Origin of the sequence: Wolbachia endosymbiont (group B) of Protocalliphora azurea (assembly GCF_947251865.1) — a bacterium.
Taxonomy (GTDB): Bacteria; Pseudomonadota; Alphaproteobacteria; order Rickettsiales; family Anaplasmataceae; genus Wolbachia.
Genome location: NZ_OX366394.1, coordinates 1459034 through 1485079, shown reverse-complemented (window position 1 = coordinate 1485079; position 26046 = coordinate 1459034). Strand labels below are relative to the sequence as shown.

Genomic DNA, 26046 nt, shown 5'->3' with positions numbered 1-26046 from the left:
AGAGGGGCAATTAGCTCAGCTGGTAGAGCATCTCGTTTACACCGAGGAGGTCGGCAGTTCAAGTCTGTCATTGCCCATTAGCCTAGTTGAATATTAATATTACAATTATTTCAATCAAAGTATAGAAAATGCAAGACAACATAGTACCAGTTTCAATAGTGAAAGAGCTAGAGGATTCTTATCTCTCCTACGCAATGAGTGTGATCATAAGTCGAGCTATACCTGATGTGCGAGATGGATTTAAACCTGTTCATAGGCGCATATTATACGCAATGTCGAGGGCTGGGTTCGATGCCGGTAAACCGTATAAAAAAGCAGCTCGTATAGTCGGGGATGTAATGGGAAAATATCACCCACATGGTGACATGGCTATCTATGACTCCTTGGTCAGGATGGCTCAAGATTTTTCTCTTCTTTTACCACTGATTGATGGGCAAGGTAACTTTGGTTCGATAGATGGAGATCCGCCAGCTTCAATGCGATATACAGAAGCAAGGCTCCACAGAGTGTCGCATTTTTTACTAAATGATATTGACGAAGATACAGTTGATTTTAGGCCAAACTATGATGGAAATGAAACAGAGCCTGTTGTACTGCCTGCAGAATTTCCGAATCTATTGGTAAATGGTGCAAGCGGTGTTGCAGTTGGTATGGCAACCAATATTCCTTCTCACAACCTTGGAGAAATAATAGATGCTTGTATGTTATATATAGATAATCCTGAAGTTACTTTGGATGAGTTACTTGAAGTGATGCCAGGGCCGGATTTCCCAACTGGGGGAATGATTCTTGGAAGGTCTGGAATAAGATCAGCATTTGCAACTGGTCGTGGCTCAATTGTTGTGCAAGGCAAGACTCACATAGAAGACCTGCCACAAGATAGGCAAGCAATAGTGATTAATGAAATACCTTACCAGGTAAATAAAGTAAAATTAATTGAGAAGATAGGTGAGCTTGTAAAAGAAAAAAGAATTGATGGCATAACAGAAATTAGGGATGAGTCTGATAAGTCTGGTATTAGGGTAGTAATTGACCTCAGAAGAAATGCTGAAGCAAGTTTTATACTTAATCAAATATTAGGACTAACTCCACTAAGAAGTAGTTTTAGTGTTAACACTCTAGTCCTCAACAATAACAGGCCTGCTTTGATGTCATTAAAAGAAATCATAGCTGCTTTTGTTGATTTTAGAAAAGAAGTATTAATCAGGAGAACAGAATTTCGTCTAAGAAAAACGAGGGAAAAAGCTCATATATATATAGGGCTCTACATTGCGGTCTTGAGCATAGGTGAAGTGATAAAAATCATCCGTGGTGCAAAAGATCCTGCGGAAGCAAGTAGAGAACTTTTAAATAAAGAATGGAAAACTTCAGCTGAGATAAACACAATTATTGGATTAATCTCAGACAGCATGAGCTTTTTGAAAGACGGAGTGTATAGATTAACTGAGCTGCAAACGAAAGCTATTCTTGACATGAAATTGCAACGTTTAACAGGCCTTGAAAAAGACAAATTAGAAGCTGAGCTAAGTTCAATGATCAACCTGATAAAAGAATATATCGCTTTTCTTGGCTCAGGAGAGAAGTTGATGAAAGAAATAAAAAACAATCTACAAGAAATAAAGAACAGATTTGCTGTGCCGCGAAAAACTTCAATAGAGGAATCAGATACGGACATTGAAGCTGAAGATCTAATTCCACAAGAAGATATGGTAGTGACCGTAACTATGAATGGTTACATCAAACGTGTGAAGCTCTCTCACTATAGAACCCAGCATCGTGGTGGAAAAGGAAAGCTAGGACAGGGGTTAAAAGAGGAGGACGTAATCACAAAATTATTTGTTGGAAATACTCATACTAGCCTTTTATTCTTTTCTAATACTGGTCGAGTTTACAGATTAAAGGTTTATAAACTGCCTCTTGCAGAGCCAACTGCACGTGGAAGAGCGCTTGTTAATATATTCCCGCTTAGCGATGGTGAAACTATAACTAACATCATGCCGCTTCCAAGTGAGAATGACGAAAATCAAAATATAGTTTTTGTTACTGCTCATGGGAACATAAGGCGTAACTCCTTAGCAGATTTTCACTATATTCCAAGCAATGGAAAAATAGCAATAAAGCTCGACGAAGGGGATAGGTTAATATCAGTTAAAGTATGTAGCGAAATTGATCATGTTCTACTTTCAACAACACTTGGAAAAAGCATCAGATTTGTTGTAAGTGATGTGCGTCAATTTAAAAGTCGCAATTCAGATGGCGTAAGAGGTATCAAACTTGCAAAGAATGACAGCGTGATATCTATGACCATATTAAATGGGATAGGTGTAGCAACAGAAACAAAAGAACTTTACTTAAAAGTTCCACTTGCAAAAAGACTGGGGACTGCAATTAATAACTTCATTGATTCTAAATTGGAAAAGACTTTGAATGATTTAGGAATAGATAACAAACTGTTCTTAAAACTTGCAATGAATGAGGAGTTCATATTAACTATTACTGAAAATGGCTTTGGTAAAAGAACTTCTGCGTACGAGTATAGGGTAACAAATAGAGGTGGTGTTGGTATTACAAATATCCTGACTACCGACAGAAACGGTAATGTTGTTGCTAGCTTTCCAGTTGAACAGGGTGATAATATCATGCTTATTACAGATAAAGGAAAGTTAATTCGTATTTCAGTAAATGATATCAGAATTGCAGGACGTAGCACTCAAGGAGTCACTCTGTTTAAAACAGAGAGTAGAGAAAAGGTGGTGTCAGTAGCGAAAATTGAGGATCCCGATTCCACTGAAGATAGTATTTCCGAAATTGACAACTCTGTTTCTTCTTAACTGTATAGCAAAGGTTAAACAAATAGTGCAAATTTCTATTGATTAATCTATAATATTTAAATTAAAATATGTGTCTATGTTCAAGTAGAGATTGATGGATAAGAAGTTAACTAAAAATAAAAAATCATTGACGAATGAGAAGAATAAAAAAACATCTCTTGTTAAAGATTTTGCCAAAAATAAGAGTAGAAGAGATTTTATCACATTAACTACGTGTGCCATGGCAGGTATAGGAGCTGCAAGCGGTCTTTGGCCATTGGTTAAGTCTATGAATCCTTCTGCTGAGGTTTTAGCGATGTCTACGGTTGAGGTTAATCTATCTGATATTCAAGAAGGACAAGGAAAAAAGGTAAAATGGCAAGGTAAGCCAGTATTTATCCGCAAGCGCACAAAACAAGAGATTGAGGCTGCAAGAGCCATAAATGCAGAAAATTTGAGAGATCCTGAATCAGATGAAAAAAGAGTATATAAAGGAAAAGATGAATGGTTAATTATGATTGGAATATGCACCCATCTTGGATGTGTACCAGTTGATCACGCTACAAAAGACGGCAACGGTTGGTTCTGCCCTTGTCACGGTTCATATTATGACACATCAGGCCGAGTAATTGGCGGTCCTGCACCAAAGAACATGGCTATACCTGACTACTTTTTTCCAAGTGAAAATATTGTAGTAATTGGCAAGAAGGCTTAACGGATTTTCATAATTAAAGTAATAAAAGTATATTGCATTTCAAGAAGCACACTGACTTCATAGGCAAAGCTCTTGAAGTCTATCAAGCTAATTTTATACTATGCACATATTCGGGTGATAATTAAGAAACTTGCCTGCCAAATTTTCAGAGTTGACAGCTAAATTTAAAACTTGTTCCTTTGCGTCAGAAAAATTCTGACTAACTTGCTTAAAGTTATTTTCTAACTCTTCGAGGATGGAGCTGAAATTAAAAAAACTTTTCTGCATTTTATCAAGATTTTGAGTTATATAGCTTAATACATAAAGATAGAGACAAGAGGGGAAGAGATATGGTAAAGCAAGAAAAAGCTGAAAGTGAGGGAATAAATGGAGTCACCATATCAATATGAATTAAGGGAAAGAGTGATTTCAGTGGAATTGGGAGTCGCAATAGTAAAAGTGAAAGAAATCTTCAAAGTAGAACTATCCCCCAAAGCTGCACATGGACATAGAATATCCTTTGTCAGGGATGGACGTAAACATTGAAGATCTTCCCCTAGAGCTGGATATAGATATAAAGTCATTTATGCCATTACCTATATTCGAGAAAAATATCACATGCCAAGAACCTTGTCAAAATTATATAATCTATCTCTAGAGCAGGTTATTGAGAATGTCAATCCACATAAAAGAGCCAGGTATTCCTAACACCACTAAACTCACAAATTCATTTGCTAGAGTTTATAAGTTCTTGTTTATAATAATTTTATTATATCGTAAAACCATCTATATCGGCCTATTTAAACAGATTTTACTTTCCTTAAGGATTTTTTAAAGACCACCTATTGAATTCTATGATATTATTTTTTGTGAGATTGTTATACACGTTATGGCAAGGAAGGCAGAGAGATTTGTTAAGTAGTTTTTGCATCTATATGAGCTACTTGAATAATGGTTACAATATTTGTACAATTGTACAGCATGAGCTGAGTTCGCTTAGCCCTTATCTACATATTCAGTTCCACCAACAGTTATTGCATCGACCTTGAGTGTTGGCTGACCAACTCCAACAGGCACATTTTGCCCGTCTTTTGAGCACGTACCAACACCAGGATCTAACTTTAGATCATTACCAATCATTGATACTTTTTTTAGCACTGTTGGCCCATCACCAATTATCGTTGCTCCTTTGACTGGTTGTGTAATTTTACCATTTTTTATTAGGTAAGCTTCCGAAGACGAGAAAACAAATTTTCCTGATGTTATATCAACCTGCCCACCACCAAAATTTACTGCATATAGACCTTTCTTTACACTAGATATTATTTCTTCTGGTGGATGTTTTCCTGGCAACATATAGGTGTTTGTCATGCGTGGCATAGTAACTTCTTTGTAACTTTCTCTTCTACCATTACCAGTTGGATTTACACCCATAAGTTTAGCGTTCATATGATCTTGCATATATCCTTTTAGAATTCCATCTTCTATAAGCACATTATAGCCAGGTAAAGTACCTTCATCGTCTATGCTAATAGAACCACGCAAATTAGGTAGAGTTCCATCATCAATTACAGTAATGTTACTGGCTGCCACTTGTTTACCCATAGAATTTGAAAATGCCGAGATTCCTTTACGGTTAAAATCACCTTCAAGTCCATGACCTACAGCTTCATGCAATAATATTCCTGGCCAACCTGAACCTAAAACAACTGTCATCTCTCCAGCCGGAGCTGGAATTGCCTCAAGATTTACTAGCGCTTGTTCTAACGCTTGGTTTGCAACTTTTTTCCACTTCTTCTCAGAAACAAATTTACTATAAGAGTCTCTTCCACCGTGCCCTGCAGAACCTCTCTCTGCTCGGCCATTTTTCTCTACGATGACTAGTACATTAAAACGTACCAAAGGCCTGATATCGCTTAACCTGTGATCATCTTTTATTATTTGTACAACTTGCCATTCTCCATTTAGAGTTATTTTTACCTGCTTCACGCAGTTATTCTTCGACCTTACATACTCATTAATCTCATTGAGTAGTTTAATTTTTGAGCTCAGATCCATTTCATTTATGGGATTAATCTTTGAATACAGGCTTTTTGCCTCCTCATTTAAGTTTACTGAATTTGTTTTGCTTAAAGATGCTGAACTTTTTACCATAGAAGCAGCTTTACTAATTTCTTTTTCGCTAATCTCAGAAGAGCAAACAAAAGACGTACTATCTTCACAAAAAGACCTGAGACCAAATCCTCTTCTGATATTTAAATCCATATGTTTTAATATATTATCATCAAAAATCAGGGATTCTGATTGGCAAAACTCTAAAAATAGCTCACCACCATCACTATTGCTCAAAGCGTTGTTGACTATTTTATATACATTATTAATATTAACATTGTTCTGAGCAAAAAATATTTGATCTAGATTTGGCATTACCTTTGAGCTAAAAACTACTTGAGTATATTATTTTATTTTAACATAGTAAATCACAAAAAGCCCGGGTGGCGGAATTGGTAGACGCGCTAGCTTCAGGTGCTAGTAACTTTTCAAGTTGTGGAAGTTCAAGTCTTCTCCCGGGCACTCTGTATTGATTTTCAAATCAATTAATGTTATGATATAATATGCATTTACTGCTAAGTTTATGAGTTATGAGAAAGAGAGGCTTATTTACAGGAAAAAAATACGAACTTATTCAAAACGCTTGGTTACTGCACTATCTATTGCTTCTTTGAGTGGGTACATAGCAGCATTAGCCCTAAATATTTCTTCCTTAAGCTTGTATTTTACTATTGTCAGCACTATACTAAGTGCACTTTCGCTTGCTTTAAATATATGGTCATTAACTGATCATTTTAGGCAGTGTGGCCTTAATAAGCAACTCGATACCTCTCGGCAAGAGAAATTAATGAAGATCTGCCTCGACATTGCATCTAACGTTTCATTTTTAATAGGAGGAATTACATCTATATTACCTCTTGAATTTCTTATTATCCCCTTTATTTCCGTTGCTTTTTTTATTCTAGGTTGTACCTTTATGGCAACCAATTTCATTCGAACTATGATTAGTCAGCCGCAAATAGATGAAACCAAAACCTCAAAGTTAGTGATCATTTGAACATTCAATCTGCAATAGCTGCCTAATTATTACATGTTAATAACTTAGCTTATTTAACTTGACAAATTACGCCATCTCCCTTACTATGATAGCAAGAGTATTTACCCTTGTTTTTAATCTCCGCGGATTTAACAGCAAAATTCAGTAAAAAACTCAAATATTTATTGGCAAATTACATAAAAATTATAGCGGCTGCATGTCTTTTTTATTTTTTCTACATTCAGCCAAATCGCGCTTGTTAGTACATTATCAATTTAAATTATTAAAACTCGCTATACGGGGGTTCTTTTGTCTTTTTTTACTTAGTAAATTTCTTAATATTTGTAGCTAAAGTAATTTTAGAGAGCCAGCGTGGGACACACAACCGCACTAACGTTTATTTTTGAAGGTACTATTTATATAGATGAAATGTTCAAAAGTAAAGCATTTAAATATCTAATTCTTACTTCCCAAATTTCAAATTATCTTCCTCCTATTTTATTAATAGCAGGTTTGGTGTTGCAGTACCAATCTAGTTGCGTAGACAGTAAAGTACTCATTGGATTTGCTATAGTACTAGGTTGTACTTTATTATTACAATTAGCAAGTGAGATCTACGAGAGAAAAGTTGTAAATCTTGTAAAAACTGAAGGAAGAGGTGATGAACAAAATGTACCTATAGGAGCATTAACCGAAAAGCCAAGCAGCATTGTAAATCCCGATAGTGTTCACGCTCATGGAAGAGAGCAAGTTGTGTAGTGCATTTATTGTTCTTGGATTAATTGATAGCTATTCTCCATACTCAAATCTCTGGCTAAAAATAGCGAGCCACAGATTAGTATGGTTTTGACGTTTTGTATAGAAGCTTTTAGTATGTGATTTGATATAGCATCTCTGATTGATTCACATTCGATAGCATTGATTCCTATATTATGAGCTCCTTCTCTAATTAAATCTGTACTTGTTGCTTTAGGTTCAGATTTAACACAAACGGCGCATAGTAGTTTGATGTATGGCTTTAAGTGCTCTAAGAACTCTGCGACGTTTCTGTTACGAGTAACACCAAAGATCATATAGATACCTTCAGCAAAATTGTCTTTTATCCACTTAGCTAACACTCTGGCACCATCATTGTTGTGTGCGCCATCTAGAAATAATTGCCAATCTTTTGGTAATAAAGAAATTAAATTACCTTTTTTTATAGACTCTAGCCGCGCAGGCCAATAAGTGCCCTGTAAACCTGAAGCAATGTCCTCTTCTCCAATATCAAAGCCATATTTTCCACTTAAAATGCTACATGCTGCAATTGCGTTTCCTGCATTGATTATTTGATGATCTCCTTTTAAAGATGGCAAAGAAAATTCTATTGATTGAATAGTCGATTGAAAGACCATCCTGTTATTCTGTTTTTCGCAATTCCACTCAAATCCTCCTCTATATAAGGGAGATTTTTTGTTTATTGCGTGTTGTTCTAGCGTGTTCATTATAGATTTTTCTTGTGGTGCTATTACGCAAGGAACATTAGGTTTCATTATTCCAGCCTTTTCACCTGCTATGGTTTCTACGGTAGGACCAAGATATTCTGTATGGTCAAGTGCAATGGAAGTGATGATCGTTAGAATCGGATTATCTATAACATTTGTTGCATCAAGCCTTCCACCCAGACCCACTTCAACTAAAGTAATATCAGCTTTATGACGAGAAAAAGCTAAGAAGGCTGCAGTCGTTGCGGCTTCAAATAGAGTGATGGGTTGTTCTGCGACTGCTATACGGCATTCTTCCAGTGAGTTATGTAATTCACTATCATCGATATCATTGCCTGCAACAACTATTCTCTCATTAAAATTCACTAAATGTGGAGAAGTGTACGTATGAACTTTATACCCTGCTGCTTGCATTATATATCTTATAAAGGATAGTGTTGATCCTTTGCCATTAGTGCCAGCTATGTGAATTATTGGCGGTATTTTTTTCTCGGGATTACCCAGTTTATTTAGAAAACTTTTTATGCGATCAAGAGAAAAATCCTTTGGCCTACTGCCAATCGGCTTAGGCCAATGAGGCATGTATATCATAAATTATTGTTACGTTTTAATTCATCTATTACACTTGCCATGCCGTGCGTGTCGATTTTTTCACTAAATTGAGAACGTTGATTAATAGCAATACTTATCCCACTCATTACAACATCGTTTATTAAGAAAGAATTGTCATTTTTAGTCACTTTAAAGTCAATGTTTGTAAATTCCTCATCACCATAAGAAAATCTTGTTCCTATCAGACAAGTTTCATCGTCAACTGCTTTTGTACTCATTATGATCATTTCACTATTATTTATGTATTTATACAAAATTTTAGCGCACAAGCGCGCGAGATATACTTCATATTCTTTTAGAAACTCTTCTTTTTCTTTCTGAGTAGATAAATTCCAATATTTCCCTATGACAAATCGAGATATTCCTTTGAGGTCAACATTATTCTGAATAATTTTCAGAAGTTCTTCTTGTACATGTTCTAGATTTTTTCTATTCCCTTTCATAGACGTGTTGTCTACTTGCTGCTTCATGGCAAGCACAAAAGTTTTGTGCCCTATACAATTCGCGTAAGCACTTGAGGAGATTACAATAAAAATGGTTAAGAACTTAATAAGATTCATAAGATATATTTATTAGCTATGATACTTAAAATGCAAAATTTAACAAAGGCAAAATAATGATCGCTAGTTTTAATATATCTATAGACATACTCTATATAAATAATCTATAATTAATTTAGGGGTCTGTGCTATGCGTTATGAGTTAAGTTAAATTTCCCGAGCGATAATTTCTGATCAAGGGAATTGCCTCTGTTAATTTCATTGAAATTAGTACGTGATGCCCACCTTAACTTTAGGTCTCAGGAATCTACTAAGACTGACGGTAGATATGGATCCCTTTTCCATTATTTAGGTTTATGTTACACCAATATAAAGCACAAGGTGTTTTTTTCTGTTCATCTCATGAGATATTTCAAGTTGTAATTGACGTTGAGAAGTATCCTGATTTTGTTCCTTGGTGCAAAGCTGTTTATATAAAAGAAAAAACTGATAGCCAAATGATTGTGGACCTCCTTGCAGCTTTTCATGGCATTAAAGGAAGTTACACATCAGAAGTGACCTTTCTTTCTCCAAATGGAGCAAATAAAAGTTGGATAAAAGCTGTGTCGTCAAATGGAATATTTAAACATTTATACAACGAATGGAAATTCACTCCTATAGATGAAAGTAAAACTATGGTAGAGTTCTATATAAAGTTTGAATTTAAATCCAATTTGTTTTCCGCCTTATTAAACTCAGTTTATAAATACACACAAAGTAAAATAATTGCTGCATTTAAAGACAGAGTAGAAAGTGTTGCCGAGAAAAAGTTATCTTGACATCATTTATATAAATGCATAAATTCTTTAATAAGTTAAGTATTTCCATTGTAATGATTTTTAGATTATTGTTCTTACTTATTTTTATAAGTGTTAGTTCTTATGCAGCTATTGAACAAAACTTACCCAACACTCAAAAAACTGATGAAATAACATCAAAAGAACTACTGTCACTACTGCCTGATGATAAATTATTAGGTGATCCAAAAGCACCAATTTTAATGATAGAATATGCTTCGCTCACTTGTTATCACTGTTCTCTTTTTCATAAGAAAGTTTTTCCTAAAATCAAAGAAAAGTACATAGATACAGGTAAGATGTTATACATATTCCGTCATTTTCCTCTAGATTACAGAGGATTAAAAGCTGCAATGCTAAGTTATTGCTATGAAAAAGAAGAAGACTATTTTAATTTTAACAAAGCTGTGTTTAATGCAATAGACTCGTGGAACTACTCTAATTTTAGTGATTTAACTATACTACAAAAAATTGCTGCACTAAGCAATTTGAAGCAAGATGTATTTAACCAATGCATTAATGATAAAAAGATGATGGACAAAATTATAAATGATAAATCACTTGCAATTAATAAACTTGATATCACAGCTACTCCTGTATTCATCATCAAGATTAACGATGACAAATCATATGTAGAGAATGGTAAAATCAAACATGAAGGGTATAGAGAGCTGGAATACTTCACTAATGTAATAGATGAGTTATATGGAAAAGCTATAGTGAAGTAATAACACTGTAGCTTACCATATAAAAACCCTATGCTGAATCATTATTTTTTGATACTGTTTGTTGCTTTTTACGCTCAAACTCTCTTTTTTTACTGTGCCAAGCATAATAATACATAGCAATTTTATTCTCTATTAATACTATCGTTCCATCATAAAATTGGACCATATCCATAACTTTTTTCTGAGCTTCGTTAAAGCGTTCTTTGTACTTCTCGCGATAAGCTGGATTGTGCAGTAATTTCACTCCTTCATTATTATTAGATTTCTTGCTTAACGTTTCAACTTCGTTAGCAATGTTATAAGACATATAACCCCCTCTAATTGATTATAAAAATTACATTTTAAGAGAGATGTAAAATAAACGATCCCTTAATTCTAGTATAACAATTGGTTATTATACTAGTTAACCATAGTAAAATATATAATAATCTTTGTCACTTAAAATTTTACTTTATAAAATAACAACTTAAAATAAAAATTTTTATTATTCTTAACTCTATTGTTATATCTATAAATCTTATATAGATTAAACCTCCTTAGTTTATATTATAAAACTTAATGCGTCATAACTTTAGCAGAAAATCGTTGTACATAAGAAGCTTATTTGCAAAAGAGTATAAAAAAATAGAAGAACATTGTACTCTTGATAAGAAACAACGTATTCAAATCACTCCTGAAGAAGGAAAATTATTAAATTTATTTATCAAAATCCATAAAGTTAAAAGCATAGTTGAAATTGGCACTTTATATGGTTATTCGTCAATTTGTATGGTAAAAGCTTTACCGAAAGATGGTCATATATATACAATAGAAAATAATCCTCAACACTCAAGAATAGCAAAAAAAAATTTTAGTGCTTTTAATCTAAGTGATAAAATTACTCTAATAGAAGGTGATGCACTGGAAAAAATTAATGAATTATCAGCAAAGGCACCATTTGACATGATATTCATCGATGCTGACAAAAGTAGTTATCCTAAGTATTTAGATTGGGCAGAGTCATACATTAAACAAGATGGGCTAATCGTTGCAGATAATACACCTACGACAATGTTGCAAATTTTTATTTTCCTTTCCATTATGTCCAGAAGAGTTCGGTAGCTCTTTTACGCGAAATACCACATTTACGTCCTCAAGGTTAATTTCAATTCTCTTGACCAATGTTCTGATAATATCACGTTTAGTTAACCAGTCTGCGTTATCAAGGTTTAACGTAATATTGGAAGAAAAGTCTTCTAAATTGGCCACAACCAGAGTTACCTCCTGTTCTAATTCCTTTTGATAAAATATCTTTTTCTTCTCTTCTTTAATTGTTTTTAAGCTTTGTTTCATTGCTTTAATTCGTGGTTCAAATTCCTCTTGATTGATATATTCTTGAGCATAACTATCGATAAGTCTAGCAATACCACGTTTTAATTTATTTTCTTGTTTCTCTAGCAGGTCACTTTTTTGATCCAATGATGATTTTTTTAGTTCTGAAAGCCTACGCTTGTATTCTTCTAAAATCCTGTTTGGATTTTTCAATAACTGCTTAACCTCTTCCCACACAGCTGTTTCTAATGCATCTGAGCGAATGGGTTTATTGTCACAAATCTTATTACCACCAAAACGGTAAGAATCTTTACCACTACAACGGTAATATGCATAATGACCACCTTCTTCTTCTCGTCTACTTCTCATGCAAGTTCCGTAACATCCGTAATTACAACGCTTACATATGACTAAACCTTGTAGTAAGTACTTTGCTCCTCTTTTTCTTGTCCTTGCTACTTTTCTATTTTCAGCTAATTGTTCTTGAACAATATCAAATATATCTTCATCTACTATATTTGGCACTTTAATATAAATCCAATTTGCTTTTTCAACAGGATAGACAGAGTGGTTACTTTTTGGCTGCTCACAAGAGCCTTTCTGTGGTCTTACTTGCTTTAATCTTACTCCTAACCTTCTTCTACCAAAAGCTGCTTGTCCTTTGTAAGCAGGGTTTTTCAACATACTCCAAATTGTACCTTTATTCCAGCGTTCTTTTCCTTTTTGTGTCTTAATGGACATAGTATTTAGCCGACGACATACTTCCCCAATACTTGTTCTTTCTCTGCCTATCCACAAAAATACTTTACGAACGACATCAGCTTCTTTTTCGTTAATCTCAAATAAAGCTTGTCCTCCTCCCATATGCTTATCTATATAACGATAACCATAAGGAGCTCCTCCCATTACATTTACATAGCCTTTGTTAGCTGCATAGATTTTACCACGACGACTTCGTTCCATAATTTTCGCACGTTCATATTCTGCTATCATACCTTGCATTTGTAACAGTAATTGAGATTCTGGGTTACCGTTAATCTCATAATTTAAAAAAACCACTTTTGCTCCTGCTTTTTCAAATTCTTCAATCAGCACCATTTGATATGCATATTTTCTAGATAAACGATCAGGAGAATGAATGTAAATCTTATCAATTTTACCTTCTGTTACTTTATCACGTAATTTTTCTAAATCAGGGCGGACTAAATGAGATCCACTGTAGCCGTTATCAATAAATTTATACTCACTTAACAATCTGTATCCGTCCAGATTAATTTGCTTCTCTAAAGCTGCAATTTGACTTTCTATCGTATTTCCTTCTACTTGTTTCCCCGAAGAAACTCTCGCATATAAACATACTGTTACCATTTGACCCTCCTTGAATCCCATTTTTATGTTTTAAGTTTTTTTGACTTATTTCCTTTGACACTACCTTTTCATAAGCATCTGATAAGCATTGTTCTGCTAACCGATTAGGTTCATAGCTACAGCTAATTTGGATAGCTAATCTCTTGTTTCTCATGACTTTTCCTTGAAATAATATGTTCATATCATTCCTTAAAGCCGATGGTTAATTGATTATTAGCGCTATAAGTAAATCGGACTCTTGGTTCTGGACACAGAAGTTTTCGAGAAATGGTTTTCTCTAGTTTTATTTTTATGTTTTTTGCAACATTGTCGGTAGTGTAAACGCGGTAACGTTAGCCCCTTTTTCTAATAGAAGTTGAACTACTTCTAAATTGCCACCGCTAGCAGCATAATGCAAAGCAGTACATCCTCCGCTACCTAGTTCCTCAACACTAGCTCCTTTTTCTAATAGAAATCGAACTACTTCTAAGTGGTCCTCTCTAACAGCAATATGCAAAGGAGTTTCATTATCATCGTTCTCTTGATTAACGTCGATTCCTTTTTCGTCTATAAAGTACTTAACTACTGCTAAGCAACCACCTTCAGCAGCATAATGCAAAGCAGTGGAACCTTGGTTGTCTCGTGCATCAACATCAGCCCCTTTTTCTAACAGAAATTGAACTATTCTTAAGTGACCTTCTCTAGCAGCATAATGCAAAGCAGTACGCCCTTCGTTACCTGGTTCCTCAACACTAGCTCCTTTTTCTAACAGAAATCGAACTACCTCTAAGTGGCCATCTTCAGCAGCTATATGTAAAGGAGTATCATTATCATCGTTCTTTTGGTTAACATTGATTCTTTTTTCATTTATAAAGTACTTAACTACTGCTAAGCAACCACCTTCAGTAGCACAATGAAGAGCAGTACAGCCTTTGCTATTTCGTTCTTCAACACTAGCTCCTTTTTCTAACAGAGCTTGAACTACTTCTAAGTTACCATGAAAAGCAGCACAATGTAACTCAGTATTACTATTACTTTCTTGTACATGATGTTCATCTATTTTTAAGTAACTACTGAGAGTAGCTAAATATGACAGCGTAGTTCTCACACTCACACCAACTTGATAAATTGGTATGGTGCATGTTGCATAAAAATCTTGTTCTTTCAACTGATTAGAACACATAATTTTACCTCATTTTAAAAACCTATGCTTTGATTATTACATACTTGATATGATCAGCAAGAGTTTTATATGTTTCTCGAAACTGCAAATTTGTTGTACATAGGTATAGAAAAATATCTTTTATTTCGAATTTGATAGAAAAATACTTCAACTTAGTGTCATAAGGATTTCAATTATTTACTCCTTCAAAAAAGGTCATACATTTGTGAGAACAAGCCTCGTAAAATAGGGTTATAAAAATAGAAAATTTAAATTATTTCCATAATCTTAGGCAAAACAGTTCGTATGTAGACATGGATGAAATGTGCTAATGTGGCTAGTTTTAGCGTATATCAAAGTCAGAATATAAAAAAGTTCGTACGGTACAAATGGTAGTCCAACGCATCCCAAAACAAACTCTTCTCTCATTAGCTGGTTTTGAGTTCTGGAAATGGTTATCTTACTTAAGATCTTAATAATACATTCTGCTAAATTAATACTAGTTTATTTTAGAATAATAACTAAGGTAGACTTATAAAAAACAGAATTTAAAATAAACAAAACGTCATGTATCTCTCATATTAAGAGGCTTTTGTTGAGAGTTATTCAAGTCTAAAAAAATTTTTCAAATTGAGGATTGACAAAACTTAGAAAAGGGATATCTTACTCGAAATGGTATCAAGTTACTATAGTGTATGTTAGACGTAACAGTTTCCATGTTTTTCCATTCATAGAGGGGTAATTATGCTGCGTTCAGATATTCCAAAAGTTTTGTTTTCGTCTATTAAAGAGGATGATCCCTATAGAGCATCTAAGCTTTTTCAAATTGAGCGCTGGTGTTATGCAAATTGGGACTTGCACAAAAGGGGTGGTAAAAAGAGGCACAATTTTCTTTCACAAGTGCTATCTAATGAGGATTGTTGGAAGAAAGTAGACAATTTACATAAAGTTAAACTTGATAGGCAGGTGATAGGTAAAAAGCTGATAATGCCAGGCAGTCCCTTTAGTAACCCTAGCTATGAAATTGCCTGTAGGTGCTGCTTAGAGGAAGATATTATTGCTTTATTTGAGGAAAGAAAAAAAAGATTATCAGCTCAAGGTAAAAGTAGTCTGTTGGAGTATGGTCACTTAGTTAAATCTTTAACAAGCGACCTTTTAACAGGTTTTTGGTCACATTTTGTTAGCGGTTACATCTCTAAACTAAATCTAGATGGTCGTCATCCATATGAATATGGACTTAAATGTGCTATAGATTTGAAACAAGCGGAAGCAGTAGAATTCTTCTGGAATAAAATAAAGTCATTACCTGAAGATGAAATGGGCTCACAGAAAAAGGATGAGATCTTCATGAAGACAGCAGTGTATGCAGCAGGTAGTCGTTGTAATAGTTATCCTGAAATATTCGAGTTTTGTTTTAGTCAAATAAGTCCTGATAAATATCCAGAACTTCTAAAAAGAGACTTAGCTGAAAATGGTTATTATGGTAGTTTGAATACACTACAGGGTGCACTTCGCTTTGATAAATTTCAGGAATTATTTGATTGTTTAAAGCCAAATGATGTTCCAGAAGATGATTATAATATCTGGTTAGACATGGAAATCAAAAAACATTCAGAGCCTTATGTAAGTGAAAGTGTAAAGCTTTTTATGCATATGTGGATGAAGGAAGGATTTGATAGCCATCGTGCTTTAGTGATAAGAGAGGAACTAGAGGATAAATCACCTCTTTTCTGTACAGTTTTATTAACACCTTTAGTAGAAAAGGGCTGTATGGAACCAGTATGGGCGTTATTAAATAAAGCTAATTCTGATCAGGTTAAAGAGTTTATGTGTTCTAAACAGGCAGGCTACATACGATCTATATTGGAAAAAAGAGATGCTGATTCATTGAATAAGTTTCTAGCATATAGAAAGTCTACAGATGAAGAGTTCACTAGCTTAACTGAAGTTGAATTAAGCAAAGCATGTGAGCAATTAGGGTTAGGCAATTAAGGTATTATAAGGCAATTCTATAAAGTAGGTGGTGGTTTCTTGTTACTACTTTAGCTTCTGTCAAAAAGATGTTGCATTGTAATACAAATGTTATATACACAAGTCAGCATGTAGGCAAAAATAGCTTTTATTATTGATATCTCTGATGGTTATACAATAAGCTTGGTATAGTGGGTTTAGTATAATATAATAAAGGGGGTTTATGTTCAAGATACAATATCCAACAGATCATCTAAAAAAAGAAGATATTAATTCAAAGATTACTGAATTATCGGATGAAGTGCAATATATAGAGCAAGCTAGAGAATTTTCTCAACTTAAGCGTTATCGGAGATCTGATGTTGATTCCGAAAGTGGAAGTCAGATTAAGAGAATCGATGTTCCAGGAGACGGTAGTTGCTTGTTTTGGTCTGTTACTATGGCTTACTTAATACCCGTCAGAAACGACGATGCTTTATTTCGACAAAGGTATGAAGTACTATTTGGAAATGATGGAACTGTAACCCAAAATTTAGATCATATTAGAGGTTTGGTTCGGAATTTAGGTGCTGCGAATTATGATGATACATTTGCAAATTTAGTAAGAAACTTATTTCGTAATCGAGTAGTTGATCACATAAGTTCTTATAGAAATGAGTTCAGAGATTTTGTTGAAGGTGATTTTGAGCGTTACTTGGAAAACATGAGGAACCCTGATACTTGGGGAGGTGAACCTGAAATAAGAGCAATGAGTGGAATGCTTAGCGCAACGATTAGTGTTTCTGGTGAAGTTGAGACTCAATATGGTAATGGGGATATTCAAATACAATTATTTCATGTTGGTGCACCAGGTAAACGAAACCATTATAATTTTGGTCTTGAAAGGAATATTATTGATAATGATAAAGAGCTTGCAAAAGGCTTAAAAAGAGTCATGGGTAAAGTAAGACCACAAGACTTTGAGTTAATACAGTTATTGATAGAGGAAGCAGATAAAGAAGTTGGTATAAGCCGGCAAGATGAGGATTTTAAATCTTTTGAACCGAGATTTCAGTCATTTGTGGATCAGATTCCATCTTATTTACACTCTGTAGAAAAAGCAGGGTTTTTTACACACTTCTTCCTAGGTAGTTTTTCTACTTTGTTGGATACAGAGATGGCAAAAAAGCTAGACATCAAGGAGATTTATTTTAGCTTTGACGGTGCAAAGACTTTGAAGGTAGCTATTATAAAAAATGGTGAAATGAAGAGTCAAAAAGATGTGATCGATAAAGTAAAATTATTTGTTATATCAGAAAGTGGTTCTCATTCTTACACTCAAGAGTTTGATCAAGGTGAATTGAAGGAGGTATTAGGCAAGCTTTACTCTCTTATTGAAAATAACCTAGATAAAATTAAAGTTAAATCAATAAAAATCATTAAAGATGCCGGTCATCAGGGAGAAATAGTTGTTGATGTGAAAGATAAAGGAGTAGACATAGAACATAATTCTGAAGTTCAATTTAAAAAAGTGAGAAAAGGGTTATGGAGGGATCCCGAAGTCGATATAGCGAAGCTAGCTATTTCCAATCAGCGAACAGTTAAAGCATCTTTAAGGAGAATTCTTGATAAGATTTACACAATTCACTCCGAATATGCAGACTCACTAATCTATGCTAGCAGAGCACGTGAAGCAGCACATCATGGATTTATGGTAGGCGTTTTCATGAATTTCCACTATAGGTATAATCTTAGAGTTTATCCAGAGCAATTTGCAGGAAGGGGTTATGCAGATATTATCCTGCTAGCTCGTGGTCCTGATCGTGCATTAAACTCTATTCCCATTATTATTGAATTAAAAGCAGGGGCAGGTCCTAATGCCACTCCAGATAAGGCTTTGCAACAAGCAGAGAGGTATGCACAAGGCTTCCAACCAAATGTTATGCGGGTTTTAACCACTGCGGACGAAATTTTATGTGTTGGTGTCAATCTTGATAGTTCATCTCCTATTTCTAATATCGGAGGGTCGAGCCGTGAGGGGAGAGTAATTCCTCTTTTTCAAGATATATTAAAGTCTGCTGATGATTGGGATACGCAAGAAATCTACACAAATGCGCTAAAAAAACGAATAAAAAATAATATGGAACGTATCTATCACACGTTTCCTGGTACACCGGAAAAGGGAGATAATCATTATTTTAGTAGGTTTTTACTAGGGCAATTGTTATTATTAAGTGAAGATTCAGGAACAAGTTTAAAAAAATACATTTTTATCTATGGAGGCAATATACCTACTGAAGTGCATCCTAATCTTCGTAGGCTTAGACGTCCAGCAGCTGAAAGAGCCAGAGAAAGACTATCGGCTAATCTTGATGCAAGCCATGCAGTTGTAACAATGGTGCTTATTCCAGAAAATACAGAGAAATTGGTTTATGTGATAAATATTATTGAAGCTAACAGAAAAGATGTTCTGAACATGCTAAATGAAGTACTCCCTCTTGATAGATTAAATAGAGAAATAGGGAATAGGGAAATAGTCGAATTAAATCTTAATTTTGATACTAGATACAAGTCAGATTTTAGAAGATATCTTACTATTTGGACTGAAAAATATAATTCTTTACAAGAGTACAACAACGGAGCTGAGAGATTTCAAGGTACTTTCAAAGAAGTTCCTTATCCTAATGAGTTAAAAGAAACATTTGATAAAGCACTAGATATCCAATCCTTATCAATAAAAGGATATAGTGGATTATTAGAAAAAATTGGAGAAGGAATATTCCCTTTTAAGAGTCTCGTTAATAAAGAAGCTCATTTCCAGGGAATATTGAATGGAGTATTTAGTTATTATAGCGACCTAAAATTACAAGAATCACCAGAAACTAGAGCATTAGTTTTAACTGAGTTTCAAACTGGTAGAGGGGAACGCATTGATATGCTAGTTCATGGTATTAAGTTTGTAGCTCAAGGTGGAAATGCTGAGGAGTACACTCCAATAGGATTAGAACTTAAGACATCAAGGCAGGGCAAAGGAGCTAAAGCTTTATTGAGGGAAGCAAATGATCAAATAAATGAAGAGTATAAAGAGGGCGTTACCTATAAAACACTCACAGATGGTGATGAGGTGAAATTTATCGGTGTTGTTTTCGATAAAGGATCTAATAATCCAAATAAACTTATTTTAACAAGTAGGACAGCTAAGGAAGGATTTATTCCTGTTGGTGTAGTTCATAGTTCAGTTCATATGTTACCTACTGTAGGGCAGTGTTCTAAAGGAGAAAAAAGAGAACCTTCATCACCAGAGTATCCACCAAGTAAAAAACCAAGAAGAGAAAGAAGTGTAAATATGGCCTGCAAGGATTCGTTTGATGAAGAAGAGATTACAGAAGAGGAAAAAGAACAACGTATCAAAGAGTTGTTTAATGCTGACAAGGTAGCAGAAAGAGTAAAGAATATTGAGTTTTATGATCAGCTTTTCAAGGTTTCTGAGCGAATATCTAGAGGTGAAACTATAGACCAAAATGTTGAAGAAGCATTTATCGCAAAAGTTAAAAATATAGATCTAAGTTCAATAGATCCAGAGATTAGGGATATTGTGAAGGAGATGAAGGACAACATAGAAAATAAAGAAGAAATGAAAAATATCCTGAGAAGGTCTGGAGTAGCAGAAAAAATAGGGAAAGTAGCAGAAGGTGCAGGTCTTGCCTTTACGGTATTTTTAGTTGGTAAACATATAGCAAATGGAGATGTAGAAGGGCTAGGTTATGATGCATTAAATCTCTGGGTAATGCCAAAGATTGGTGAAAAAATCTCTGGAAAAATGTTAGAGTTAGGAACAAAGCTTGATTCTCAGATGCTAAAGGGATTTGCTCCAGTTATGGGACGTGCTATAGGTAACTTTGCAGCATTTTTAGGGTTAGCGGAGTCGATAAAAGCAAGGGAAAATGCAACAGATCCTGTAGATGTAAAGATTGCTGACCTAAACATCGCAACTAATTCCATTTTTATAGCTGCAGATGTACCTGCAGTTGTTACTGAAACAATGTCGGCTATAGGTATGGAAGCTGGAGTAATAGGAGAATTTGCCGGTCCGGTTGGAGCTGCTATTTCAGTTGCTGTTATTATCATATCACAATTTGTAGAAGCAGAGCTTGAAGTAGAAAAGTTAACAGAACAAATGAGTCTTACAGATCAGGAAAAGCATGATCTTTATTGGGATTTCTTTCTTAGTAAAAAACTACCAGATTATATAGGAAATGATCTGCAAGCAGAAGAAATATATAAACAGTATATATCAAAGATCTTAGATCAATTTAAGGGTAGTTATGATAAAATAGCCATATCATTACCTTCTATACTTCTTACAGAAGAAAAATACCTTGATGGGTCTATTTTCAGGAGAAAAAGAGAGGTGATGCAATCAGATGATGCTTCTGCGTATTTGGGAATAACTCCTTGTTTCCGTCACACAAGAATAGTTGATAATAAATTTGATTTTCGATTGATAACACGTGTTTCAGATATCTCTCTCAATGTAAAGAGTGGTAACAACCATATTAGCAGGCTTCTTCCAAGTACAATGAAAAATTATAGTGCTATTTGTGGTCCTAAAGGGGATGATGTTGATCTAACAGTGATAAGTGAAAAAACCTTACAAAGAGTAGAAGGTGTGGCACAATGCGGTTACAGATCAGAGTATGAGAATATGGTATTGTCTACAACAGTGAAAAAAGTTTCTTTAAAAGAGTATCTGCCTGGTTGCCAGAATGCAATTATGTATAGTAAAAGCAGTTCTTCTAGGCTGCCTGCAAATATGTTGTTTTACATACCTAATAATGATGCTTTTATAAATGTGACTTCTAATTATACTATTGATGTTATTTTTAATGGTAAGAATATACTACTTAATAGTTATGGAATCGATAATCAGGGGTCTAGTGTACAGAACAGGTATTATTTTACAGATCAGTTAAGTAATTGTGATATTCATAAACAAGGAACAAATTTCTTCTACATAGCAAAGGATAATTTTGTATGTAATTTAGGTGGATCTTCTACTGGACAAAATAATATAGTTGTAACACGAGGTAATTTTGCAGATTCAGAGAATATACACTCTGTCATTGGAAGTAGCAAAGCTAATCATATAGAAGTTTCTCATGCAGGTTATGTAGACGGTAAAGGTGGAAATGATGTAATAACAGCAAAAAACTTTACTACAATAAAAGGTTATTTTGGTGACTCTATTCGTGGAAAAGGGTTGGTGTTATTGCCAATAAATTTTAGTGATATAGGTAGTATGACTCATGCTAATAATATAACAAATATCTACAATAAAAGTGGAGCTTTTATAAGTGTAGATAAACAAACATCAGTAAAAACAGCAGATGGTTTGTTTGTAACTCCAACAAAAGTAGACATTAATACTGATAGAGTAACAAATGTGCACATAACAAAATTAGATAATAAGTTGGATAATCTGCAAAAAATGGACAATTCAAACTTTAATATTACAAAGCAATTATTAAACACTAATTATCATGGTGTTGTAGGTAGTTCTAGTAATCATATTTTTTACCCTGATGAGGATCACCATAATTTTTACTGGAAAGCTCCAAGTAATATAAGCCATCTTTATCTTTTCGATAACAGAAACGCTAATATTATGATTGCTCAAGCAAATGGTATATTAGATTTTAGTCTACTAAATAGTACGTTAAATGATATGCCATTTATAGAAGATAATAAAGGAGAAATAAAGATTAACAAAAATGGCCTAAATATAACCCTGCTATCAAATTATAAAGATGTTACAGTTACATTTAATGGGGAAGAATATTACAAACTTCAGAATGGAGAATTAGAGCGAGATTATTGCTCTCATAGCTTAAAAGTAGATGGAAGATTTAGTGTTAATGGTACTAACCTTTTAAATCATCATAATTGTTTCACATTTGACTCAGAAAAAGTTCTTTTTTTGAAGCTAAATAATGATTTGCTATTGTTATCAGATAGAGGAGCATTATCAATATCGGATTACTATTCTTCTGTTCATAAAAACTGGGATTTATCCATAGAGTTGAGCGACAAAATTATGGAACCAGAAGAATTTGGAGAAAGAGCTGATGAATTTAGTTCTTTCAGATATTATAAGCCAGATGAGCAAGGGTTACAGATTTATCATAATCAACCTGTTAACAAGAATGATATTGGTTTAGTTGATTTGAAAGATAAGTCTATATTAGATTTCAATATGAGAGTTATAAATGATACCTTATTGCTATCACATAAAAATAACACTCTTGTAAAAGTAGAGAACTGGAATACTTATCAACCGGCAAGAGAAATGATGTTTGCTTTTAATGATGCAATAGTTTCTAACTCAAAGTGTATAGCTTCTATTTGTAACTCAGAAGATGTTATAGTGGAATTTAATAAAGAAAAAGCAATTCTATCTACAGAGCAACTGTTTGATGCTGTGAGACGAAATAATCTTAGTGAAGTTAAGAATCTTCTCAGTATGGGTGCAGATGTTAATATTAGAGATAGGCGTGGTTGGGCACCTTTGCACTATGCTTCTGATAACGATAATAAGCTTGATACATCCAGGGCAATTTTAAATCGAAATGCTAATATTGAGGCTAAAACTAATATTGGAGAAACACCGTTACATATAGCAAATGCTTATGGTCAATTGAAAATAATTGAGCTTCTTATAGATAAAAGGGCTAACATTGAAGCTAAAACTAATGATGGTTTAACACCTTTGCATGTGGCTATTCAGCACAATAATACTACACCTAAAATAATTGAATTTCTTATAGATAAAGGTGTTAACATTGAAGCTAAAATCAAAGATGACCAGACACCTTTACATCATGCAGTTTTCAAAGACAGGCTTGATATAGTTAGAGTACTTTCAAGTCGAGGGGCTAATATTGAAGCTAAAACTAGCGATGGAAAAACACCTTTAGACTTGGCTATTCAAGGGAATTATACAGACATAGTAGGATTTTTAAAACAAACAGAATTAGACAAAAAATTATTGACTGCCACAGAAAATGGAGATCTCTCTGAAGTCAAAAAATTTGTTGGTCAGGGTGCTAGTGTTAATGCTATAGAAGTGGGCATTTTTGGTAGGAAACCTATACACATTGCTGCTGAAAAGAATTACAAAGATATTATAGAGTTCCTTCTCGGTAAGGAGGTAAGCGTTGATGATACCAGTAACTATGGTTGGACACCGCTACATTATACAGCGTCGAAAGGCTGTTTAGAAGTTGCAAAGTTTCTCATTGACAAAGGGGCTAGTATTAATGCTCAAAACGTTTATGGCAGAGAGCCTATACACATTGCTGCTGAGCACGATAATAAAAATATTATAGAACTTCTTCTTAATAAAGGAGTAAGTGTTAATGAGGTTGACAAAGACGGCTGGATGTCTCTGCACTGGGCTTCTTGGAATGGCCATCTTAATATAATAGAATACCTGGTAGGTAAGGGAGCCAATGTCAATGCTAAAGATAGGAATGGTAAAACACCGCTAGATCTTGCTAGAGATAAAGGATATAATAATGTTGTAGAATACTTACAACAAACACAATTAGGTCTAGATAGGCAGTTGTTAACTGCAGTACAAGGTGGTAATCTTAATGAAGTTAAGGATTTTGTAGTTCGAGGCGCTAGCTTAGATACTCAAGATAGTAATAATGGTTGGACACCTATAATCTATGCCGCTCAGGGAAGTAAATGGGATGCGGTCAAGTTCCTTATAGCTCAGGGTGCCAAGTTTAATAATGAGATCACATATCAAGGAACACCCTTGCACTTTGCAGCTCAAGAAGGTAATTCAAATATGGTTCAATTTCTTCTTGACAAAGGTGCTAATATTGAGGCTCAAGATGCATACAATAGGAAACCTTTGCATATTGCTGTTGATGTAAACAGGTTGAATGTAGTAAATCTACTTCTTGACAGGGGTGCTAACTTAAAGGCTACAGACATGTACGGCAAGACATCCTTAGACCTAGCTATTCAAAAGGGTTACGAAGATATAGTAGAAGTTTTGAAACAAAAACAATTAAATCTAGATAAAGAATTATTAATTGCTGCAGAAAAAGGAGATCTTGAAAAAGTGAGAGAAAGTATCAGACGAGGTGCTAATGTTAATATTCAAGATAGGCAGGGTTGGACTCCTTTATTTTGGGCCATTCAAAAGAATAATTTTAATATAATTGAACTTCTTTTAGATAACAGTGCTGATATTAAGGTCAAAGATAATGAAGGTTGGACACCTCTTCATTGGGCTGTTCAATTGGGTTCATTAAATGTAGTTAAATATTTTGTTGAAAAGGGTGCTGATGTCAATGCTTTAACTGCTGACGGTAGAGCACCTCTAGATATTGCTAAAGATAAGGGGCACAATAAGATTGTGGAATATTTAGAAGAAAAGCTCAGTGAAGGAAGAGGAGGACGCAAACGCCGTCATCATCATGGAGATCATAGTCGTCATCACTTATCACGTAAACCTCTTGCTATAAATTCAAGTAATCAACCTGAAATAGCAGCAAGCAGTGGTATAAGACCATTTTCATGGATAAATTATTGTATTTCTTTGGTGAAAAGCTCTGTAGGTAGATTATTGAGTTCTCAATCTGAGGGGACTGCAAGTTCAGTATCACAATTTGATGGGCAATTTGCCAAAGCGTCGATAAGTAATAGTAGTCTCACAGGTACCACATTACCATCTGATGATACAGATAAAAGACAAAAAAATGGAGGTTTCTTTCGAGACAACGTCGATTATGTAAATGCAAATCTAAAACGAATGTGTGAAAGGCAAGCACCTGTTAAATTTAAGCCTAAGGGTAGAAATACAATATTAGAAATGGGAGATCACTATCTATCACAGGTTGACTTTAATGGTACAATAATTTTATTTGACTTATTGATTAGAAGATTTACAGGTCAGAAGTATATTTCTACAGTAGATCAGTCTATATCTCCACTAGAAGCACAGGGCTATGCACTCAATATTACAAAGGGATTTGAGAAAGTAGTAGAGCAAGCTGGATTAAAAAGTGGTGTATCAATGCATCGATTAAATATTGATTATATGGGAATGCAGAAAGATATTGTTAGAAAAGTCGTAAGAGGTCAATTTAATGAGATCTCAGGAGTTTTAAGCTCGTATTTAGAGAAAGCATGTCCTAGTAGAGAAGCAGGATGTCCTGGTAAATTAAGTTCTAAAAAGTTTGACAAGTTTATAGCTCAATTTAATAATGGGCTGCTAAGTCAATCAATAGAGCAGATATTACACAACGGAGATGGTAGATTAGAAGTTGATGGTGCAAAGCAAATGAATTTAGAGCCTCAAAGTTATTTAAGTAATGCTTCAGTTCACAGCTATTCAGAAGTATCAAATTGTCTTTCTGAGATAGGAGTAACCAAACTTGGAGGTAATCTCAATAGGTAGGTTATAATATAAGAGGTGGAGCTATAATATGCCAAGTAGTGGAAAATTT

At 34.3% G+C, this 26046-nt stretch carries 15 protein-coding genes, 2 tRNA genes, 1 other RNA gene and 1 pseudogene; 13 read left to right on the top strand and 6 right to left on the bottom strand.

Translation table 11 applies throughout. The features are described from left to right. Positions 1 to 4: 4 nt before the first annotated feature. The 4 genes from OPR35_RS07040 to OPR35_RS07025 all read left to right on the top strand — a co-directional run bounded on the left by OPR35_RS07040 (position 5) and on the right by OPR35_RS07025 (position 4050). Positions 5 to 77, top strand: a tRNA-Val gene (locus tag OPR35_RS07040). A gap of 51 nt (positions 78 to 128) precedes the next feature. Continuing rightward, positions 129 to 2831, top strand: coding sequence for a DNA topoisomerase (ATP-hydrolyzing) subunit A (gene gyrA / locus OPR35_RS07035; protein WP_007302341.1), 2703 nt, complete (start codon positions 129 to 131; stop codon positions 2829 to 2831). 94 nt (positions 2832 to 2925) lie between these two features. After that, complete coding sequence (gene petA / locus OPR35_RS07030; protein ID WP_006014178.1) at positions 2926 to 3525, top strand: ubiquinol-cytochrome c reductase iron-sulfur subunit; 600 nt, start codon at positions 2926 to 2928, stop codon at positions 3523 to 3525. Positions 3526 to 3891: 366 nt separating this feature from the next. After that, a complete protein-coding gene (locus OPR35_RS07025; RefSeq protein ID WP_019078626.1) occupies positions 3892 to 4050 on the top strand; it encodes a hypothetical protein in 159 nt (52 codons plus the stop codon). A gap of 450 nt (positions 4051 to 4500) precedes the next feature. Here OPR35_RS07025 and tldD read toward each other — a convergent pair whose 3' ends face one another. After that, complete coding sequence (gene tldD, locus OPR35_RS07020; protein WP_264684884.1) at positions 4501 to 5931, bottom strand: metalloprotease TldD; 1431 nt, start codon at positions 5929 to 5931, stop codon at positions 4501 to 4503. 62 nt (positions 5932 to 5993) lie between these two features. Between tldD and OPR35_RS07015 the strand changes: the two genes are divergently transcribed. From OPR35_RS07015 to OPR35_RS07005, 3 genes are all read left to right on the top strand, one after another. Next, a tRNA-Leu gene (locus OPR35_RS07015) sits at positions 5994 to 6078 on the top strand. A gap of 61 nt (positions 6079 to 6139) precedes the next feature. Beyond that, positions 6140 to 6613, top strand: coding sequence for a hypothetical protein (locus OPR35_RS07010; RefSeq protein WP_265024833.1), 474 nt, complete (start codon positions 6140 to 6142; stop codon positions 6611 to 6613). A gap of 351 nt (positions 6614 to 6964) precedes the next feature. Next, positions 6965 to 7351 carry a hypothetical protein gene (locus OPR35_RS07005; protein ID WP_007302338.1) on the top strand — a complete coding sequence of 129 codons (387 nt, stop codon included), beginning with the start codon at positions 6965 to 6967 and terminating at the stop codon, positions 7349 to 7351. Between the two features lie 5 nt (positions 7352 to 7356). Here the strand turns inward: OPR35_RS07005 and OPR35_RS07000 are convergent, their stop codons facing one another. Both OPR35_RS07000 and OPR35_RS06995 read right to left on the bottom strand, forming a co-directional pair. Continuing rightward, positions 7357 to 8667, bottom strand: coding sequence for a bifunctional folylpolyglutamate synthase/dihydrofolate synthase (locus OPR35_RS07000; protein ID WP_265024832.1), 1311 nt, complete (start codon positions 8665 to 8667; stop codon positions 7357 to 7359). Continuing rightward, complete coding sequence (locus OPR35_RS06995; RefSeq protein WP_007302336.1) at positions 8664 to 9248, bottom strand: MlaC/ttg2D family ABC transporter substrate-binding protein; 585 nt, start codon at positions 9246 to 9248, stop codon at positions 8664 to 8666. The genes OPR35_RS07000 and OPR35_RS06995 overlap by 4 nt, the downstream gene beginning before the upstream one ends. Positions 9249 to 9365: 117 nt before the next feature. Here OPR35_RS06995 and ssrS point away from each other — a divergent pair. The 3 genes from ssrS to OPR35_RS06980 all read left to right on the top strand — a co-directional run bounded on the left by ssrS (position 9366) and on the right by OPR35_RS06980 (position 10752). Continuing rightward, positions 9366 to 9527, top strand: a non-coding RNA gene (gene ssrS, locus OPR35_RS06990) — 6S RNA. A 17-nt stretch (positions 9528 to 9544) separates the two neighbouring features. Further along, positions 9545 to 10006 carry a type II toxin-antitoxin system RatA family toxin gene (locus OPR35_RS06985; protein WP_265024831.1) on the top strand — a complete coding sequence of 154 codons (462 nt, stop codon included), beginning with the start codon at positions 9545 to 9547 and terminating at the stop codon, positions 10004 to 10006. A gap of 14 nt (positions 10007 to 10020) precedes the next feature. Beyond that, positions 10021 to 10752 (top strand): thioredoxin domain-containing protein, encoded by a 732-nt coding sequence (locus OPR35_RS06980; RefSeq protein WP_012481954.1) that lies wholly within the window; start codon positions 10021 to 10023, stop codon positions 10750 to 10752. Positions 10753 to 10780: 28 nt separating this feature from the next. On the opposite strand, the gene OPR35_RS06975 is transcribed toward OPR35_RS06980, so the two are convergent. Then, positions 10781 to 11059: a DUF2671 domain-containing protein gene (locus tag OPR35_RS06975; RefSeq protein WP_007302334.1), complete on the bottom strand. Its 279-nt coding sequence runs from the start codon at positions 11057 to 11059 to the stop codon at positions 10781 to 10783. A gap of 251 nt (positions 11060 to 11310) precedes the next feature. On the opposite strand from OPR35_RS06975, the pseudogene OPR35_RS06970 reads away from it, so the two are divergent. Then, positions 11311 to 11793 (top strand): annotated as a pseudogene (locus OPR35_RS06970) (O-methyltransferase); the annotation flags it as partial. Here OPR35_RS06970 and OPR35_RS06965 read toward each other — a convergent pair. Both OPR35_RS06965 and OPR35_RS06960 read right to left on the bottom strand, forming a co-directional pair. Further along, positions 11773 to 13452, bottom strand: coding sequence for a recombinase family protein (locus tag OPR35_RS06965; protein WP_149168752.1), 1680 nt, complete (start codon positions 13450 to 13452; stop codon positions 11773 to 11775). The pseudogene OPR35_RS06970 and the gene OPR35_RS06965 sit on opposite strands and share 21 nt — an antisense overlap. Positions 13453 to 13720: 268 nt before the next feature. Beyond that, positions 13721 to 14593, bottom strand: a complete 873-nt coding sequence (locus tag OPR35_RS06960) for an ankyrin repeat domain-containing protein (RefSeq protein WP_265024829.1) — start codon at positions 14591 to 14593, stop codon at positions 13721 to 13723. Positions 14594 to 15316: 723 nt separating this feature from the next. Here OPR35_RS06960 and OPR35_RS06955 point away from each other — a divergent pair. Further along, on the top strand, positions 15317 to 16564 hold the full coding sequence (locus tag OPR35_RS06955; RefSeq protein WP_264686106.1) for a hypothetical protein: 1248 nt from the start codon (positions 15317 to 15319) through the stop codon (positions 16562 to 16564). A 202-nt stretch (positions 16565 to 16766) separates the two neighbouring features. After that, positions 16767 to 25997 carry an ankyrin repeat domain-containing protein gene (locus tag OPR35_RS06950; protein ID WP_265024828.1) on the top strand — a complete coding sequence of 3077 codons (9231 nt, stop codon included), beginning with the start codon at positions 16767 to 16769 and terminating at the stop codon, positions 25995 to 25997. Positions 25998 to 26046: the final 49 nt, after the last annotated feature.